Raw genomic sequence first — 15,566 nt, 5'->3', positions numbered from 1 at the left:
CCGATCAATGGGGTTGCGCAAAAATGGGTTGGCAGCGATGAATGTCCGGACTGGTCAGTCCTCGATCATCTAGTCACGTCACCGATGCATCTGGCGTGCTCGCCCACAGCAAGGCGCTCTCCCTGGAAAGCACCGAACGAGTTGATCGTGACTTTCGTGATGGTGTGTGTGCATGAGACATCGACCATCATTCGTTGACGAATGTCAGCAGGGGTCGATGTCCGGCGTCGGTGAGCTGTTTTCTTGATGTCTGTCGGTGGCTCAATACCCATACGTCAGCATACCCAACGACGTGCGTCCTTTAGCAACAAGAGTAATTGCTGTTCGCGCAATGGTGAGGCGATGAAGCCGAAGCGGGTGTAGAACCTCATTGCGTCCTCATCAATGGGGTGGGTCAGCATTGCCCGGATGCCTGCATGTTCGGCTATCAGCATTGTGCGACGAATCGCCTCCTGTAACAGGCCGACGCCAATTCCTCGCCCCTGATCCGTTGTGGAAACTGCCAGCCTCGCCAGGATTACAACTGGCAACGGGTACTGGCCCATCCCTTTCCGGATCCGTTCGGGTGCATCCAGCGTATCGATTTGTCCGACTGTCAAACTGAAATAGCCGGCTACGCGGTCATCATCGACAACGACGAAAGTCTTGGCTGAGCCGCTTCCTTGGGCTTGTCGAGCGTGGCGTAGCAGCCAGTCGTTCAGGGACGGCTTGCCGCAATCGAATCCCTCCAACCGGTGTTGGGGGCCCAGGGGCTCGGGTCCGTGTAGGCTCACTTCGCATCCCAGGGCGCTTTGCGTGACAACAGATCACGCAGACCTTCGTTGGGTTGCTCAGGCTTCTCCAGCATGTCCATCAAGGCTTGGTACTGGCTACCTGAGACCATGAACAGTCGTTGGTCCAGCAGAGTTTGTTCCGCAGCCAAGCAGGCGCTGTCTAGGATGAAGTCAGTCAGTGATTTGTGTGCAACCTCGGCGGCGCGGCGCAACACGACTTCTTGTTCATGAGTGGCGCGAAGGCCTAAGCGTGCTGACCGGGTAGAGGGAGACGTTGCAATAGCAGCCATTACGGCACCTCGTTCGTTAGATCAATTGCCGCAATGTTAGTACAAATGGCGTACAAAATCCAGTTCAAGATTGGGCCATGGCGCCCGCAGTTGATAGTCGAGCGTCGCGTCTGCAGCGCGGCACCTAATGGTCACTTTAGCCGAACCTACAGGTGCACAGAAGTCTGGGAAATCCGGAGGAAATGTGCGCAATAGACCTCAATGGTTGAGAGTTGATCATCATGATGAACATGAAAAAATGTTATAAATCAACATATTACGATGATTTAAAACAAATAAAAACTAAAAAAGACTAGCCAGTTTGTTGGTTTCATAACTTTCTCGCGCAACCAACATGTAGGCGGTTTCCGCTGAAAGCAAACGCCCACTATCTAGTGGGCGTTTTTGTTTGTGCCCAAGTTGTGCCCATCCTGTACCCGACTTGTGTCCAGGCAGATTTAGTTGATCACGATCGATTTCGAGGAGGGTGCCGTCACACCGGGTCGATGTCACTTCCGAAAGAGGTCGGCTTTGGCCGCTTTGGTAATGGCCGCTACACAGGGATGCGTGATACGCCGCTCCACTGAAATGGCAAAAAACTCCTCGACCAGCTCGGTGGTGCGTCCTATCACCTCGACACCAAACTGTGCGGTGGTTTCTTCATCCAGGACGGTGGGAGATGTGAAGACCCCCCGGCCCTCGCGCCCAAACGCATTCATCAAGGCGCTGTCGTCAAACTCGCCCACGACCCTTGGTTGCAGGTGGTGTCTGTTGAGCCAATGATCGAGCTGCTGTCGGACGGAGGACATCGGACCCTGGATGAGCATGGGGGCCCCCTGTAGGCACTTGGGGAACTGTCCCACAAGCTGCGATTTCAGTCCGGGGGCGCATAAAAAGCTCATTCCGCTGGTGCCGAGCGGGTGGTTGAAGGCTTTGACACCGATTTTTTTGGACACGGGTTCGTCCGCTAGCACCAGGTCGAGCTTGTGCAGGCTCAGTTGAGCGATCAGTTCGGGAAACTTGCCTTCCTGGCAGGTCATGTGGACCTGCTCGGGCATTCCTAACGCCGGTTCGAGCAGGTGGTAGGCCACCGATTTGGCGATCGAGTCGGCAACTCCCACGCGAAATTCGAGCGGCTTGGTCTGGCCGCGGGAGAGTCGAATGGATTTCTCCAGCTCGTCACCCAGCGCAAATATCTGTTCGGCATAGCCAAGGGCGACGCGGCCTTCGGTGGTGAGCTCCAGGCCTCGTCCGCGCTTGCGAAAGAGGTCATGTCCGAGCCATTCCTCCAGTTGCTTGATTTGCCCGGACAGGGTTTGGGGGGTCGTATGCAGTTGCTCTCCAGCACGCATGACTCCGCCCGCCTTCGCAACCGTCCAAAAATACCGGAGATGTTTGAAGTTCATGGTGTTTTACTTCGAAAAAACGGAATGATCTGAGCGGATAAAACGAATATACGCGAAGTGTCAAACCCCGTACATTGAACGCTCGGCCCCAATCCGTCGTTGTTCTTGCGGCGGGCTGGCAATGTCAATCTTCACAAGGAGTAGCAACGATGCGGATCACCACCCGAGGACAACTTGCGGTATCGGCCATGACTGACCTGGCGTTGCGCCAGAAGATGCGCCCGGTGGCGCTGTCGACCATCAGTGCGCGGCAGGGAACGTCGCTGTCGTATCTGGAACAGCTGTTCAGCGCCTTGCGCCGTGCAGGGCTTGTCGATAGCACCCGTGGCCCTGGCGGCGGCTATACGCTGGCCCGCAACACCGACCAGATCTCGGTGGCCGAGATCATCCTGGCGGTTGAGAACCTCAAGTCCGATGACATGCAGAGTCTGACCGGGCAGGCCGCCCAGGTCAAATCCATGACAGGCGAGCTCTGGTCCACGTTCAATGCCCGAGTGATGGACTACCTGCAGTCGGTAACGCTGAAGGACCTCGTCGCCCAACAGCATGCCAAAGGCGTGGTGGCCGAAGATCTGGCGCCGGCGGCTCCCCGTGCAAAGCTGAGTGCCAAGCCCCGGCCGCTGATGGCACGGGTGGGGGTGCCCAACTCGGTGTTCGCACTGGGTTCGATCCCGGTCCTCCAGCGACGTTGAGGCCTGCCGAGTGGCGCGCGCCTGAAACGGGGTGCCGCCGCCCGGCCTTACCGAGCAGCTACCCGTGCGGTCGCGCGTGCCACGGGATGGTGTGCAAGAACTGCGTGTTTCTATGGCTCAGGGGTCGATACCCCGACGCCATCGAACCGCCGGCTCAGGATGCGTACACAGCATCCAGCGAACGAAAACCCTTGATTTCTATGGGGTTGCCACTCGGGTCGTGGAAGAACATCGTCCACTGCTCTCCGGGCTGACCTTCAAAGCGCACCTGGGGTGCCAATACAAAGTCGGTACCCGCTGCTTTCAAGCGGTCCGCCAGCCGATGCCAATCGGGCAGCTCCAGAATGGCGCCGAAATGCGGCATGGGCACCAGATGATCACCTACGTGGCCCGTGCGGGCGCTCGCAAAGGGGGCGCCCAGGTGCAGAGAAATCTGGTGTCCGAAAAAATCGAAGTCGACCCAGGTGTCCGTACTTCGACCTTCCTGGCATCCAAGCACGTCGCCATAAAAGCGACGCGCCGCATCGAGGTCGGTCACGTGAAAGGCAAGGTGAAAGAGACTGCGCATGCCGCACAGGATAGCAGCCGTGCGCCATGCGCCATGCCTTGGCCCGTAACGGGCCCGGCGTGGCAGCGGTCAGCGCCTGCGAGCCGCCGTGTCGCTCAGGCCGGCCGGTGATGTTGCTCGGCCTTTTCCTGGCAATGCACGCAGCGTGCCGCCTCAGGCGTCGCGTGCAGGCGCGCTGCAGTGATGTGTGTGCCGCAGTCCGTGCACTCGCCGTAGGTACCAGCTTCGATGCGAGCCAGGGCCGCGTCAATCGCCGCGAGGTGGGCGGTTTCGCGTTCATCCAGGGCGAATTCCAGTGCCCGCTCTGAGGCCACCTGTGCACGCGGGTCTTCGGGACGGCCGAAGTGCTCGGCGGCGGCTTCTGCCCGCCCGATGACGCCACCGCGTTGTGCGGCCAGCTGGGCCAGCAGCGCTGATTGCTGGGCCAGCAGTTGCTGGCGGAAGGGGGCGGCTTGGGTCTTGTCCATGCAATGGCTCCTCATCGTGGCGAATACGCGCATGGTGCGCCTGCATTGGCCCACCCGGTTTGATGGAGGTCAAGGCCACCCCCTGTCCCTGAACCGAAGGGCGCAAGGAGGCTGAAGGATGACCTGCATAACTCCCTGCGGTCTGTGATAGCGCGGCCTCGGGCGGTTCGCTGCGTTGCTTTTCTTGCCAATAGCCCGGCTATTGGCTGCCAAAAGACGCCTTGCACCCCATCCCGATCCGCACTACCACCGCCTCGCGAGGGTTATGCAGAACATCCTTAACGCTTGGGCGGGCGCGCCAGCATTTCGGCGGTGCTGGTTTTGCGGTCGGCGTTGACACGCGCCACATGGGGGCGCTCGGCCATGCGGGCCAGGTACTCGCGCACGGGCAGGTCGGCCAGGTAGTCGCGGCCATAGATGATCTTGGTGGCCGAGCTGACCAGCGGCAGGTGCACGATGGCGGCGCAGTCAGCCATCGTGAACGTGTCGCCGCCCACGTAGGGGCTGAACTTGGCCAGCTGACCGAAGGCGGCAATGTTTTTCTCCAGCTGGGCTCCCACCTTTTCCTTGGCGGTGTCGCTCACGGTGCCGCCAAAAAAGGCCTGCGGATACAGGTTGCGTGCCACCAGCTCCAGATGCAGCTCCAGAAAGGTGATCAGCTCGCGCACCTTGGCGGCCTGGTAGGGGTCGGCGGGGATCAGCGGGTGCTCGGGATGGGCGGCCTCGATGTAGTCGGCCATCACGGACGATTCGCACAGCGGGCCCTGGGGCGTGCGCAGGTAGGGCACCTTGCCCAGCGGGCTGGCGCTGCGGTCGGTTTCGCCCACCCAAGCCAGTTCCTCGGTGAAAGGCAGGCCCTTTTCAAGCAGGGCCAGCTTGACCTTGTTGTAGTAGTTGCTGGCCGAAAAGCCGCACAGTGTGAGCATGGTGTTGTCTCCGTTGGAGGTGATGGGGAATCGAGAGCGCATCGTAGGCGTGGGCGAAAAGGCAGTGCGTCGCGCAGATGACGCCGGTCAAGGTCTGCGTATCCCCGCAGCCTACAATCCGCACCCATGCCCTCCCTGCAAACCATTCGCAGCCTTCGCTGGCTCGCCCGCTCCGTGCTGGCGTGGTTTGTGTTGTCGATGGGCGTGGCGGTGGCGTCGCCACTGGTCAACCCACAGGCCATGGAGCTGATCTGCTCGGGCTCGGGCGCCATCAAGCTCCTGATCAAGACCGACGACGGCGCCAAGGAGCTGCCGAGCCACACGCTCGACTGTCCGCTGTGCGCGCATGTGGGCGCACCGCCTCCTGTCTCTCAGGCGCAGGTGCCTGTGGTCCATCCTCTGGCGCATGCCCTGCGTCCCATCCCCGCCGCGCACATTGCTGCGCGCACCGCCGCGCCACTGCCGCCGCGCGGGCCTCCTGCCTTCTCCTGATTCGCTATTTATTCGATAGCTGTTGGCGCTTGTCCATCAAGCGCTAGCGGCCTATTTGGCTTGAAATTCAGGAGATTGCATGCGCAAAAGTCGCATGGCGCTGGCCGTGGCCAGTGCCTTTCCCTTTGCTTTCTTTGGGGCCGCGCCCGCGTTCGCGCAGGCCCCCGACAGCACCAACGCGTCGGTCAAGGAACTGGGCGTGGTCACCGTCACCGGCGGCCAGCCCACCTCGCTGCCCACGCAGATCCCGACCACCATCGAGGGCGTGACGCGCGAGCAGATCGAGCACTCGATCAACGCCACCGACAGCGAAGACGCCCTCAAGTACCTGCCCAGTCTGCTGGTGCGCAAGCGTTATATCGGCGACTACAACCACGCCGTGCTGTCCACCCGCGCCTCCGGCACGGGCAACCCGGCGCGGTCGATGGTGTTTGCCGACGGCATCTTGCTGAGCAACTACCTGGGCAACGGCCCCACCAACGCGCCGCGCTGGATGCTGGTCACGCCCGAGGAGATCGAGCGCGTGGAGGTGCTCTACGGCCCGTTTTCGGCTGCGTACGCGGGCAACTCCGTGGGCGCGGTGGTGGACTATGTGACCCGCATGCCGACGAAGTTCGAGGCGCACGGCAAGGTCAGTTATCAGCACCAGCCGTTCGATCTCTACGGCACCAGCGCCACCTACGCAGGCAAGCAGGTCAGTGCCTCGGTGGGCAACAAGAACGGCGACTGGTCTTGGTTCCTGAGCTTCAACAAGACGGACAGCGAAGGTCAGCCGCTAACCTTCCCCACCCGCCTCGTGTCCGCAGGCACCGTGGGCAGCGCAGGCACGCCCGTGACCGGCGCGGTGCCGGGCAACAACCGCAGCAACCAGCCTTGGTACCTGCTGGGCACGGCCACGCAGTACCACACGCAGCAAGACCACATCAAGGCCAAGATCGCCTACGACTTTTCGCCCACCGTGCGCGCCGCCTACACCTTTGGCTGGTGGCACAACGCATCCGAGGGGCGCCCCGCCAGCTACCTGCGCGACGCCCATGGCAATGCGGTCTACAGCGGCACGGTCAACATCAATGGCCGCTCGTTTGCGCTCACGCCTACGGACTTCAATGTCTCCAACGAAGACCTCACGCATTTCATGCACGGTCTGTCGGTCAAAAGCCGAACGCAGGGCGTGTTTGACTGGGAGGTGGCCGCCAGTCTGTACGACTACCAGGCCGACAGCCTGCGCGCAGCCACCGTGGCGCTGCCCGCGGCGCTGAACGGCGGGGCAGGGCGCATCGTCAACAGCAAGGGCACGGGCTGGAACACGCTGGCCGCCAAAGGCACCTGGCGGCCCGAGGGTGTGCAAGGCGCACACATCGTGGACTTCGGCCTGCAGCGCGACAGCTACCAACTGCGCACCATCGAGAACGCCACGACGAACTGGATCAGCGGTGATGCAGGCGCCCGCAACCAGGCCTTCAACGGCGACACGCAGCTGATCGGCCTGTGGGCGCAAGACACGTGGAAAATCGCGCCACGGTGGAAGGCCGTGCTGGGCGTCCGCGCCGAGCGCTGGAGCGCCAGCAACGGCCAGACCGGCAACGCCACCACCACCGTGGGCCACCCCGAGCGCAACGAGACCTATGTCTCGCCCAAGGCTGCCGTGGCCTGGCAGGCCAGCGACCTGTGGGTGCTCAAGGCCTCCACCGGCCGCGCCGTGCGCATGCCCACCGTGGCCGAGCTGTACCAGGGCGGCATCAGCGGCAGCGGCGCGCTCATCAGCAACGACCCGAACCTGAAGCCTGAAAAAAGCTGGACCACCGAGCTGACCGCCGAGCGCGACATGGGCAACGGTTTGCTGCGCCTCACAGCGTTCTTTGAGCGCACGAAAGACGCGTTGTACTCCCAGACCAATGTGCTGGTCACACCCAATGTGACCAACGTGCAGAACGTGGATGCCATCCGTACCAAGGGCATCGAGCTGTCGTACCAGGCCACCAACGTCCTGCTGCGCGGGCTGGAGCTGGGCAGCAGCCTGACCTGGACCGACTCCAGGATCACGAAGAACGACAAGTTCCCCGCCAGTGCCGGCAAATGGCAGTCGCGCATCCCAAAGTGGCGCGCCAGCGCCGTGGCCACGTACCGGCCCGATGACAAGTGGTCGTACACCCTGGGCGCGCGCTACAGCGGCAAGCAATACAGCACGCTCGACAACACCGATCTCAATGGCTTTGCCTACCAGGGCGCCAGCCGCTACTTCACCACCGATGTGCGCGTGCGCTACCAGATCACCAAGCAGGTCAGCGCGGCCGTCGGCATCGACAACCTGAACAACTACAAGTTCTGGAACTTCCACCCCTACCCGCAGCGCACCTACATGGCAGAGCTGAAGGTAAGTCTTTGAAAGGTAAACATCCCATGCCACGGACTACTATGAAAAACATAGCTGCTTGCGCTTTACTGATAAGCGCTGGGGGCATATTTGGCTCTGCATCCGCCCACGTCGTGCTCGAATACCAGGTCGCCCCGGCGGGCGCAAGCTACAAGGCCACGTTCAAAGTCGGCCATGGCTGCGGCGGGTCGCCGACGCGGCAGATTGCGGTGGATATTCCGGCGGGCATGCGCGGCGCGCGGCCCATGCCCAAGCCCGGCTGGACGCTGGACGTGCAGCGCGAAAAGCTCGCACAGCCCACCACCAGCCACGGCCGCAGCATCACCGACGACGTGGTGCGCGTGACCTGGACGGCCAAGACCGCAGAGGACATGCTGCCGAACGCGCACTACGATGAGTTCGTGCTGGTGGCCACCACGCCCGCGCAGGCGGGCACGCTGTACTGGTCCGTGCGCCAGGCCTGTGCCGAGGGCCGAAACGACTGGGTGGATGTGCCCGCGGCGGGCCAGAAGCTCTCGGACCTGAAGTCCCCCGCAGCAGCGCTGGAGATTCTGCCCACGGGCGGCGGCGCTGCCCACAATCACTGACAGTCGAGCCCACGGGCCTGTCCTCACTTTCCCTTTTCACTGCAAACCGAGAGATGTTCATCATGAAAAAACTGCTTCACACCGCCGCCATCGTTTCCACCGTTCTGGCTGCCTTGGCCACGGCCCCCGCAGGGGCCCAGACTGCCACCGTCAAGGTGGAGGGCGCCTGGGCCCGCGCCAGCGTGCAGGGCCAGACAGGCACGGGCGCCTTCATGCGCCTCACGGCCCAAGATGGCGCCCGCCTGGTGCGCGCCGAATCGCCCGCTGCAGGCGTGACGGAAGTGCACGAAATGAAGATGGAAGGCGATGTGATGAAGATGCGCGCTGTGCCCGCGCTGGAGCTGCCCGCAGGTAAGACGGTGGAACTCAAGCCCGGCGGCTACCACGTCATGCTGCTGGACCTGAAGGCGCCGCTGGCCAAGGACAGCGCGGTGCCCATCACCCTGGTGTTCCAGGACGCCAAGGGCGCCGAGAGCACGCTCAACCTCAGCGTTCCCGTGGCCACCATGCCCCCGGGCGGCGGCGCAGCGGCGGGCCATGGGCACGGCCACGGCCACAAACAATGAGATGTGGGGCGGGAATCTGCCCCTTCCGGCCGCGACGCATTGGAGTAAGCTGTGACCCCATCACAGACCCACCTCTTGCGGAGCGGCCATGAGCGATACATCGAATTTCGGTTTCGGCAAACTCGTCCCCGGTTTTGACTTTTTGCAGAGCCTGGCCAAAGGGGCGTCCAGCAGCATCCCGCAGTTGCCCAACCTGTCCAACTGGGTGGCCCCCACCATCAGCGTGGAAGAGCTGGAAAAGCGCATCGACGAACTCAAGGCCGTGCAGTTCTGGCTGGAGCAGAACTCGCGCGCGCTGGCAGCCACCATCCAGGCGCTGGAGGTGCAGAAGATGACCCTGGCCACGCTCAAGGGCATGAACTTCAGCATGGGCGATGTGGCCAATGCCTTCAAGCTCAAAACCGCCGACACGGTGATGAGTGGCGTGCAGAAAGCTGCCGACACCGTTACCGGCGCGGCCGAGGCCGTGACCAGCGCCGCCGCCCGCGTCACCGGCCGTTCGGCCGCTGACGAAGAGGAAACCCCGGACGAGGCCGAGACCGACGCCGAGCCCGCCGCCAAATCCAGGCCCAAAGCCAAAGGCAAGACCTCGGCCGCTGCCGAGCCTGCCGTGGTGGACCCGATGCAGTGGTGGGGCGCGCTCACCAGCCAGTTCCAGCAGATCGCTGCCAACGCCATGAAGGACGCCGCCAAGCAGACGGCCATCGACACCACCAAGAACATGGCCACGGGCCTTGCCAAGGAAGCCCTCAAGACGGCCACCGGCATGGCCAGCCAGTTTGCCGCCAAGGGCATGCAGACCATGCAGGGCGGCACCAAGCGCGGCGCAACGTCGGGCGCCGCCAGGAAGACCACCGCAGCGAAGAAACCCGCAGCGCGCAAGACGGCCACCACCAAACCCGCCGCCAAACCCGCACCCCGGAAAGCCAGCAGCAGCCGCACCACGGCGGCTCGCAAGCGAGCGGGCTGACCGCCGCGCACGCAAGGGCGCGCCGCGCCCGGCACGGAGACTCCCACCATGAAACTCTTTCCCACCGGCCACGCCACCCACCCCCAGTGGCGCATGGCCGCTGCGCTGGTGCTGGCGCAGCTGCGCGCCCAGATGGCGCTGCCCGACTATGCTGCGGCACCCACGCTGGGCCTGCTGTACATCACCGACCACTATGCCAACGAGGCGCAGGCCCTGCTCGACTACCTGAGCGCCGAGCTGCCCGAGGTGACCGACTGGAGCGGCACCGTGGGCGTGGGCGTGTCGGCCAACAACGCAGAGTACTTTGACGAGCCCGCCCTGTCGGTGATGCTGCTGGATGTGCCCGCGGACCAGTACCGCGTGTTCTCGGGTGTGGCGCCGCTGCCTACCCATGCGCCGCACCCGGGCAGCGGTTTTGTGGCCCATACCGCCCTGGTGCATGCCGATGGCCGCACCCCCGAACTGGCCGAGCTGCTGACCGAGATGGCGGCACGCACCGACACGGGCTACCTGTTTGGTGGCCTGTCTGCCAGCCGCACCAGCAGTGTGCAGTTTGCGGTGGGCGGCGATGGCAACATGGCCGGGCAGGGCGGCGCCAGTGGCGTGTTTGATGGCGGCCTGTCGGGCGTGGCGTTTGGCGCCGGGGTGGCGCTGGTGTCCCGCGTCACGCAGGGTTGCCAGCCTGTGGGTACCCTGCACACCATCACCGAAGCCCAGGAAAACGTGGTCTTGCAGCTGGATGGCGAACCGGCCCTGGATGTGCTGCTTGATACGCTGGAGGTCTCGCTCGACGGCGACCCGCAGCCCGCCTTGCGCAAGGTGCGCGCCACGCTGGCCGGGCTGGTCAGTGCGGGCACGCAGCCGCAGGGCCAGCGTCGCACCGGCCACTTCGGCACCGACACGCGCGTGCGTCACATCGTGGGGCTGGACGGCAGCCGCCGCGGCGTGGCCCTGGCCGACCATGTGGAGCCGGGCATGCACCTGGCGTTCTGCCAGCGCAATGTGGCGGCGGCGCGCGCCGACCTCATGCGCATCTGCGCCGAGATCCGCGAGGAGCTTTCGCCCGAAGAGCTGGAGCCCGCGTCGCTGATGTCGTCCTCTGGTGAAGATCGCGCAGATGGTGCGGCGGCGGCTCACCGCGCACCGGCTGTCAACGCGGCGCCGCAGACCGGGCGGCGGATCTGTGGCGCCATCTACGTGAGCTGCTCCGGCCGGGGTGGCCCGCACTTTGGCGGGCCCAGTGCAGAACTGCAGATCGTGCGCCATGCACTGGGGGACGTGCCGCTGACAGGGTTCTTCGCGGGCGGGGAGATTGCGCACCACCACCTGTACGGCTACACGGGTGTGCTCACGGTGTTCGTGGACAGCGGTAAGCCCTGAGAGCAGGCTCTGGGACTTTCAGGCGCGCGTGGGCATCACATGCACCCGCGCCAGGTCCAGCCGTACGCCCACCGTCTCTCCCACGGCCAGCCCCTGGCGCAGGGCCCCTGACAATGTGAGCATCAGCCGCGCACCCGGCACCGCCGGAAGTATCAGGGTGACCAGCGATATCTCGCCCAGGTGGCGCGCTTCCAGCACCTCGGCCTGCCAGTCACTGGCATGGGGTGCAGCGCCGCCGTCCAGCAGGGTGATGGCGTCGCTGGGGAGGACCCAGCTCACGGCCTGGCCGGGGGCGATGCGGCCTTTGTCGCGCACGGTCAGCACGGGGGCGTCCGCCGCGTTGCCGTGCCCGTCCCATCGCAGGTGGCCCGTGCCCGGCGTGCCTTCGGCAGCGCCCAGCCACAGGCCCTCGAACCGGTTGTGGATGCCCACAAGGTCGGCCACGCGGGCGTTGCGCGGGGCATTGTGGATGGCGGCCGGCGTACCCTGCTGCAGCACGTGCCCTGCGTCCATCACCACCAGGTGGTCGGCCAGCATGCGGGCCTCGTTCAGATCGTGCGTGACCAGCACGATGGGCACCGCCAGCTCTCGCCGCAGATCGGCCAGAAGGCGGTACAGGCCCTCGCGGTTCATCTGGTCCACGGCAGAAAACGGCTCGTCCAGCAGCATCAGCCGGGGCTCGCGTGCCAGCGCCCGGGCCACCGCCACCCGCTGCTGCTGCCCGCCCGAGAGCGCTGCGGGCCGCCGTGCCTGCTGCCCCGCGCTCAGGCCCACATGGTCCAGCCAATGCCGGGCCTGCCGCGCGCGCTGCTCGGCCGGCAGGTGCAGCAGCGACAGCGCCACATTGCCCAAAGCGCTCAGGTGCGGCATGAGTGCGTAGTTCTGAAACACCAGCCCCACATGGCGGCGTTGCGGTGGCACGAAAATGCCCTGTTCCGTGTCGCACCACACCTCCTGGCCCACCACCACGCGGCCCCTCTCGGGCCGCATCAGGCCCGCCAGAATGCGCAGCAGTGAGGTCTTGCCCGCCCCCGATGGCCCCACCAGCGCCAGCAGCTCGCCGGGGCCGCAGCGCAGGCTGCCGCTCAGCGCCATGGGCAGCATCTGCGACACCTCCAGTTCCAGGGCCATCGCCGTACCCTGCATGGACATATCACTCATCGTCGCACCGCCATGCGGGCCGATGCGAAGAACGAGGCCGCCACGGCCAGCAGCGAGAACACCACCAGCAGCAGTGCCATCTGGTTGGCGCCCGCGAGGTCGAACGCCTGCACCCGGTCGTAGATGGCGATGGCGATGGTCTGCGTCTCGCCCGGAATGCTGCCGCCCACCATCAGCACCACGCCAAACTCGCCCAGGGTGTGCACAAAGGTCAGCACCATGGCCGACAACACGCCCGGCCAGGCCAGCGGCAATTCCACACGCCAGAAAGTCTGCCAGGCGCTCAGGCCGCAGACGGCGGCGGCTTCGCCCAGGTCGCGCGGAATGGATTCAAAAGCCCGTTGCACCGGCTGCACCAGGAACGGGATGTTGAAAATCACCGACGCGATGAGCAGCCCGCCAAAGTTGAAGGTGAGTTGCACGCCCAGTGCCTCCGACATCCACTGGCCGAGGGGCGATGCGCCACCCAGCGACACCAGCAGGTAGTAGCCCAGTACTGTGGGTGGCAACACCAGCGGCAGCACCACCAGCGCCTCCACCCACGACTTGCCCCTGAAACGCGTGTAGGCCAGCCAGCGCGCCAGCAGCAGCCCGCCGGGCAACAGCACCAGCAGCGTGAAGGTGGCCAGTTTCAGCGAGAGGGTCAGCGCTTGCCAGTCCATGGGTGGTGCGATGGTGTAGGAGTCAGTCCTGTGGCATCACGAACCCATAGCGTGCCATGACCGCTTGGGCGGCGGGGGTGCCGATGTAGTCGTAAAACGCGCGGGCCGCCGGGGGCGCGCCCTTGGTCAGCACCATGCGCTGCTGCAACGGCTGGTGCCAGTCGGAGGGAATGAGCTGGAAGGTACCCAGCCTGGCCACGGCGGGCGCCAGTGCGAGCGACTGCGCAATGATGCCGCCCTGTGTGGAGCCCGAGGTGGCGAACTGCGCGGTCTGCGAGATGTTCTCGCCCAGCACCAGCTTGGGTTGCAGTGACTCCCACAGTCCTGCATGCTGCAAAGCCTCCCTGGCACGTGCTCCGTAGGGTGCGTGGGCAGGGTTGGCAATGGCGAATTTGCGCAGGCGCCCGTCTTTCAGTGCCGCAGCCAGGTCCTGAAGCTGGCCGTCGGCCCTCAGGGGGGAGCCCGCAGGCACGATGATGCCGATGCGCCCGCGTGCATAGGCGCGGCCCCGGTCCACGGTCTTGCCGGCATCGGCGAGCTCGTATACGAACCCTTCGTCAGCTGACATGAAAAGGTGAAACGGTGCGCCCTGCAGGATCTGGGTCTTGAAGTTGCCAGAGGACCCGAACACCAGCCGCAGCTTGTGGCCCGTCGCATTTTCAAACTGCGGGGCCAGTTCTTCGAGGGCGAACTTGAGGTCGGACGCCGCAGCGACGGTCACCGGGGCCTGGGCATGCAGTGCCGGTGCCAGTGCCATGCCAAGGCACAGGGCTGCACACCAGTTTCTTCGGCGGAGTAAAAAAAATCGCATGGCAGATCCTTGAGGCGCTGCTGGTTCAGCCACGGGGGCCCGGGAGGCAATCCACCTGCAAGTGTCAGTCGGACGGCTGTTCTTCAGCCGCCGCCTTTTCCTCGGGCGTCAGGCGCGTAGCCAGAATCTTGTCGATGGTCTTTCCGTCCATGTCCACCACCTCCAGCTTCCAGTCTTCCCACTGTACGGTGTCGGTCACCTTGGGCAGGCGGCCCGTCAGCAGCATGATCATGCCGCTGAGCGTGTGGTAGCGGCCGCGCTCTTCTTCGGGCACGGTGTCCAGGTTCAGGCGGTCTTTCAGCTCGGGTACGGGGATGTGGCCGTCCAGGAGCCAGCTGCCGTCTTCGCGTTGCAGCGCCCATGAGGTCTCGGGGTCGCGGGGCTGGAACTCGCCGGTGATGGCTTCGATCAGGTCCTGCAGCGTGACGATGCCCTGCACCTCGCCGTATTCGTCGATGACAAAGGCCATGTGCACGTCGGACAGCCGAAAGTTGTCCAGCAGCTCCATGCCCGTGATGGTTTCGGGCACATACAGCGCCGTCTGCAAGGCCTGTTCGGCGAGGCCACCGCGCGCCTTGTCGCGCAGGGTGCGCGACAGCCACTGGCGGGCGTTGATCACACCCAGGATGTTGTCCATGCCGCCACGCACCACCGGGAATCGCGCGTGGTCGGATTCTTCGATGCATTTGAGGTTGTCTTCAAACGAGGCGTCCACATCCAGGCACACCACATCGCCGCGCGGCACCATCAGCGAGCCGATCTGGCGGTCGTCCAGCCGGAATACGTTGCGCACCATGGTGTGCTCGTGTGACTCGATCACGCCTGCGGTGGTGCCCTCGACCAGCATGGCGTGGATTTCTTCTTCGGTCACCGGACTGCCGCTGGTTTCCTTCACACCCATCAGGCGCAGCAGGGTGCGCGTGGAGGTGGACAGCAGCAGCACAAACGGCTTGGTGGCCAGCGCCAGAAAATTGATGGGCCGCGCCACCAGGCGGGCAAAGGTCTCGGGGTATGACTGGCCGATGCGCTTGGGCACCAGTTCACCCACGACGATCGAAAAGTAGGTGATCAGTACCACCACCAGGCCGGTAGCTGCATAGCTGCCAAAGGGCATGGGAACACCCAGCGACTCCAGCCAAAGCGCCAGGGGCCCCGCCAGGGCTGCTTCACCCACGATACCGTTCAGCACGCCAATCGACGTGATGCCGATCTGGATCGTGGAGAGAAAGCGTGTCGGGTCTTCGCCCAGCTTCACAGCGGCAGCGGCGCCGCTATCGCCCTCATCGATCAGCTTCTGCAACCGGGCCTTGCGGGCCGTGACCAGAGCGATCTCTGACATGGCAAACAGGCCGTTGAGGAAGATGAGGGCGAACAGTATTGCTATTTCCATACAAAGGGCGCCTTGCGCGCCCTTGGGTGTTGAGATGCTACGGATTGTACGGAAGGGGACTTTCGTCCATGG

The 15,566-nt window shown here is 64.3% G+C and carries 17 protein-coding genes; 7 read left to right on the top strand and 10 right to left on the bottom strand.

Annotated elements, in window-relative coordinates; genetic code table 11:
* Positions 1–275: 275 nt before the first annotated feature.
* From AAFF19_RS21090 to nhaR, 3 genes are all read right to left on the bottom strand, one after another.
* On the bottom strand, positions 276–731 hold the full coding sequence (locus AAFF19_RS21090) for a GNAT family N-acetyltransferase (protein WP_246331097.1): 456 nt from the start codon (positions 729–731) through the stop codon (positions 276–278).
* A gap of 38 nt (positions 732–769) precedes the next feature.
* On the bottom strand, positions 770–1,063 hold the full coding sequence (locus AAFF19_RS21085; RefSeq protein ID WP_182120823.1) for a DUF1778 domain-containing protein: 294 nt from the start codon (positions 1,061–1,063) through the stop codon (positions 770–772).
* 488 nt (positions 1,064–1,551) lie between these two features.
* Positions 1,552–2,448 (bottom strand): transcriptional activator NhaR, encoded by an 897-nt coding sequence (nhaR, locus tag AAFF19_RS21080; RefSeq protein WP_008906462.1) that lies wholly within the window; start codon positions 2,446–2,448, stop codon positions 1,552–1,554.
* A gap of 149 nt (positions 2,449–2,597) precedes the next feature.
* Between nhaR and AAFF19_RS21075 the strand changes: the two genes are divergently transcribed.
* Complete coding sequence (locus AAFF19_RS21075) at positions 2,598–3,140, top strand: Rrf2 family transcriptional regulator (protein WP_182120822.1); 543 nt, start codon at positions 2,598–2,600, stop codon at positions 3,138–3,140.
* A 154-nt stretch (positions 3,141–3,294) separates the two neighbouring features.
* Here the strand turns inward: AAFF19_RS21075 and AAFF19_RS21070 are convergent, their stop codons facing one another.
* The 3 genes from AAFF19_RS21070 to AAFF19_RS21060 all read right to left on the bottom strand — a co-directional run bounded on the left by AAFF19_RS21070 (position 3,295) and on the right by AAFF19_RS21060 (position 5,101).
* Positions 3,295–3,708: a VOC family protein gene (locus AAFF19_RS21070; protein WP_008906464.1), complete on the bottom strand. Its 414-nt coding sequence runs from the start codon at positions 3,706–3,708 to the stop codon at positions 3,295–3,297.
* Between the two features lie 95 nt (positions 3,709–3,803).
* Positions 3,804–4,175, bottom strand: a complete 372-nt coding sequence (locus AAFF19_RS21065; protein ID WP_008906465.1) for a TraR/DksA family transcriptional regulator — start codon at positions 4,173–4,175, stop codon at positions 3,804–3,806.
* Positions 4,176–4,453: 278 nt separating this feature from the next.
* Positions 4,454–5,101 (bottom strand): glutathione S-transferase, encoded by a 648-nt coding sequence (locus tag AAFF19_RS21060; protein WP_342720960.1) that lies wholly within the window; start codon positions 5,099–5,101, stop codon positions 4,454–4,456.
* Between the two features lie 126 nt (positions 5,102–5,227).
* On the opposite strand from AAFF19_RS21060, the gene AAFF19_RS21055 reads away from it, so the two are divergent.
* From AAFF19_RS21055 to AAFF19_RS21030, 6 genes are all read left to right on the top strand, one after another.
* On the top strand, positions 5,228–5,593 hold the full coding sequence (locus AAFF19_RS21055; protein WP_008905794.1) for a DUF2946 family protein: 366 nt from the start codon (positions 5,228–5,230) through the stop codon (positions 5,591–5,593).
* A 79-nt stretch (positions 5,594–5,672) separates the two neighbouring features.
* Positions 5,673–7,979 carry a TonB-dependent receptor gene (locus AAFF19_RS21050; protein WP_342720959.1) on the top strand — a complete coding sequence of 769 codons (2,307 nt, stop codon included), beginning with the start codon at positions 5,673–5,675 and terminating at the stop codon, positions 7,977–7,979.
* Between the two features lie 101 nt (positions 7,980–8,080).
* Entirely contained in the window at positions 8,081–8,554 is a 474-nt protein-coding gene (locus AAFF19_RS21045) for a YcnI family protein (protein WP_342720958.1), read from the top strand.
* 62 nt (positions 8,555–8,616) lie between these two features.
* A complete protein-coding gene (locus tag AAFF19_RS21040) occupies positions 8,617–9,120 on the top strand; it encodes a copper chaperone PCu(A)C (protein ID WP_050813868.1) in 504 nt (167 codons plus the stop codon).
* A gap of 88 nt (positions 9,121–9,208) precedes the next feature.
* Positions 9,209–10,090: a PhaM family polyhydroxyalkanoate granule multifunctional regulatory protein gene (locus tag AAFF19_RS21035; protein ID WP_342720957.1), complete on the top strand. Its 882-nt coding sequence runs from the start codon at positions 9,209–9,211 to the stop codon at positions 10,088–10,090.
* Between the two features lie 48 nt (positions 10,091–10,138).
* Complete coding sequence (locus AAFF19_RS21030; protein ID WP_008905789.1) at positions 10,139–11,470, top strand: FIST N-terminal domain-containing protein; 1,332 nt, start codon at positions 10,139–10,141, stop codon at positions 11,468–11,470.
* An 18-nt stretch (positions 11,471–11,488) separates the two neighbouring features.
* Here the strand turns inward: AAFF19_RS21030 and AAFF19_RS21025 are convergent, their stop codons facing one another.
* The 4 genes from AAFF19_RS21025 to AAFF19_RS21010 form a co-directional block, all read right to left on the bottom strand.
* The gene (locus AAFF19_RS21025) at positions 11,489–12,631 is read right to left on the bottom strand and encodes an ABC transporter ATP-binding protein (RefSeq protein WP_342720956.1); all 1,143 of its coding nucleotides are present in this window, start codon (positions 12,629–12,631) and stop codon (positions 11,489–11,491) included.
* Positions 12,628–13,293, bottom strand: coding sequence for a molybdate ABC transporter permease subunit (gene modB, locus AAFF19_RS21020; protein WP_342720955.1), 666 nt, complete (start codon positions 13,291–13,293; stop codon positions 12,628–12,630). Before modB ends, AAFF19_RS21025 begins: the two co-directional genes overlap by 4 nt.
* A 22-nt stretch (positions 13,294–13,315) precedes the next feature.
* On the bottom strand, positions 13,316–14,050 hold the full coding sequence (modA, locus tag AAFF19_RS21015; protein WP_342720954.1) for a molybdate ABC transporter substrate-binding protein: 735 nt from the start codon (positions 14,048–14,050) through the stop codon (positions 13,316–13,318).
* Between the two features lie 118 nt (positions 14,051–14,168).
* The gene (locus AAFF19_RS21010) at positions 14,169–15,494 is read right to left on the bottom strand and encodes a hemolysin family protein (RefSeq protein WP_008905785.1); all 1,326 of its coding nucleotides are present in this window, start codon (positions 15,492–15,494) and stop codon (positions 14,169–14,171) included.
* Positions 15,495–15,566 lie beyond the last annotated feature (72 nt).

The organism is Acidovorax sp. FHTAMBA, assembly GCF_038958875.1.
GTDB lineage: Bacteria > Pseudomonadota > Gammaproteobacteria > Burkholderiales > Burkholderiaceae_C > Acidovorax.
The sequence above is the reverse complement of the archived record's forward strand: the minus strand, read 5'-3'. Positions and strand labels throughout refer to the sequence as shown.

Coding starts and splice junctions, on each gene's coding strand:
- AAFF19_RS21085 (WP_182120823.1), bottom strand. CDS start 1,063: ATGGCTGCTATTGCAACGTCTCCCTCTACCCGGTCAGCACGCTTAGGC.
- nhaR (WP_008906462.1), bottom strand. CDS start 2,448: ATGAACTTCAAACATCTCCGGTATTTTTGGACGGTTGCGAAGGCGGGC.
- AAFF19_RS21075 (WP_182120822.1), top strand. CDS start 2,598: ATGCGGATCACCACCCGAGGACAACTTGCGGTATCGGCCATGACTGAC.
- AAFF19_RS21070 (WP_008906464.1), bottom strand. CDS start 3,708: ATGCGCAGTCTCTTTCACCTTGCCTTTCACGTGACCGACCTCGATGCG.
- AAFF19_RS21065 (WP_008906465.1), bottom strand. CDS start 4,175: ATGGACAAGACCCAAGCCGCCCCCTTCCGCCAGCAACTGCTGGCCCAG.
- AAFF19_RS21060 (WP_342720960.1), bottom strand. CDS start 5,101: ATGCTCACACTGTGCGGCTTTTCGGCCAGCAACTACTACAACAAGGTC.
- AAFF19_RS21055 (WP_008905794.1), top strand. CDS start 5,228: ATGCCCTCCCTGCAAACCATTCGCAGCCTTCGCTGGCTCGCCCGCTCC.
- AAFF19_RS21050 (WP_342720959.1), top strand. CDS start 5,673: ATGCGCAAAAGTCGCATGGCGCTGGCCGTGGCCAGTGCCTTTCCCTTT.
- AAFF19_RS21040 (WP_050813868.1), top strand. CDS start 8,617: ATGAAAAAACTGCTTCACACCGCCGCCATCGTTTCCACCGTTCTGGCT.
- AAFF19_RS21035 (WP_342720957.1), top strand. CDS start 9,209: ATGAGCGATACATCGAATTTCGGTTTCGGCAAACTCGTCCCCGGTTTT.
- AAFF19_RS21030 (WP_008905789.1), top strand. CDS start 10,139: ATGAAACTCTTTCCCACCGGCCACGCCACCCACCCCCAGTGGCGCATG.
- AAFF19_RS21025 (WP_342720956.1), bottom strand. CDS start 12,631: ATGAGTGATATGTCCATGCAGGGTACGGCGATGGCCCTGGAACTGGAG.
- modB (WP_342720955.1), bottom strand. CDS start 13,293: ATGGACTGGCAAGCGCTGACCCTCTCGCTGAAACTGGCCACCTTCACG.
- modA (WP_342720954.1), bottom strand. CDS start 14,050: ATGGCACTGGCACCGGCACTGCATGCCCAGGCCCCGGTGACCGTCGCT.
- AAFF19_RS21010 (WP_008905785.1), bottom strand. CDS start 15,494: ATGGAAATAGCAATACTGTTCGCCCTCATCTTCCTCAACGGCCTGTTT.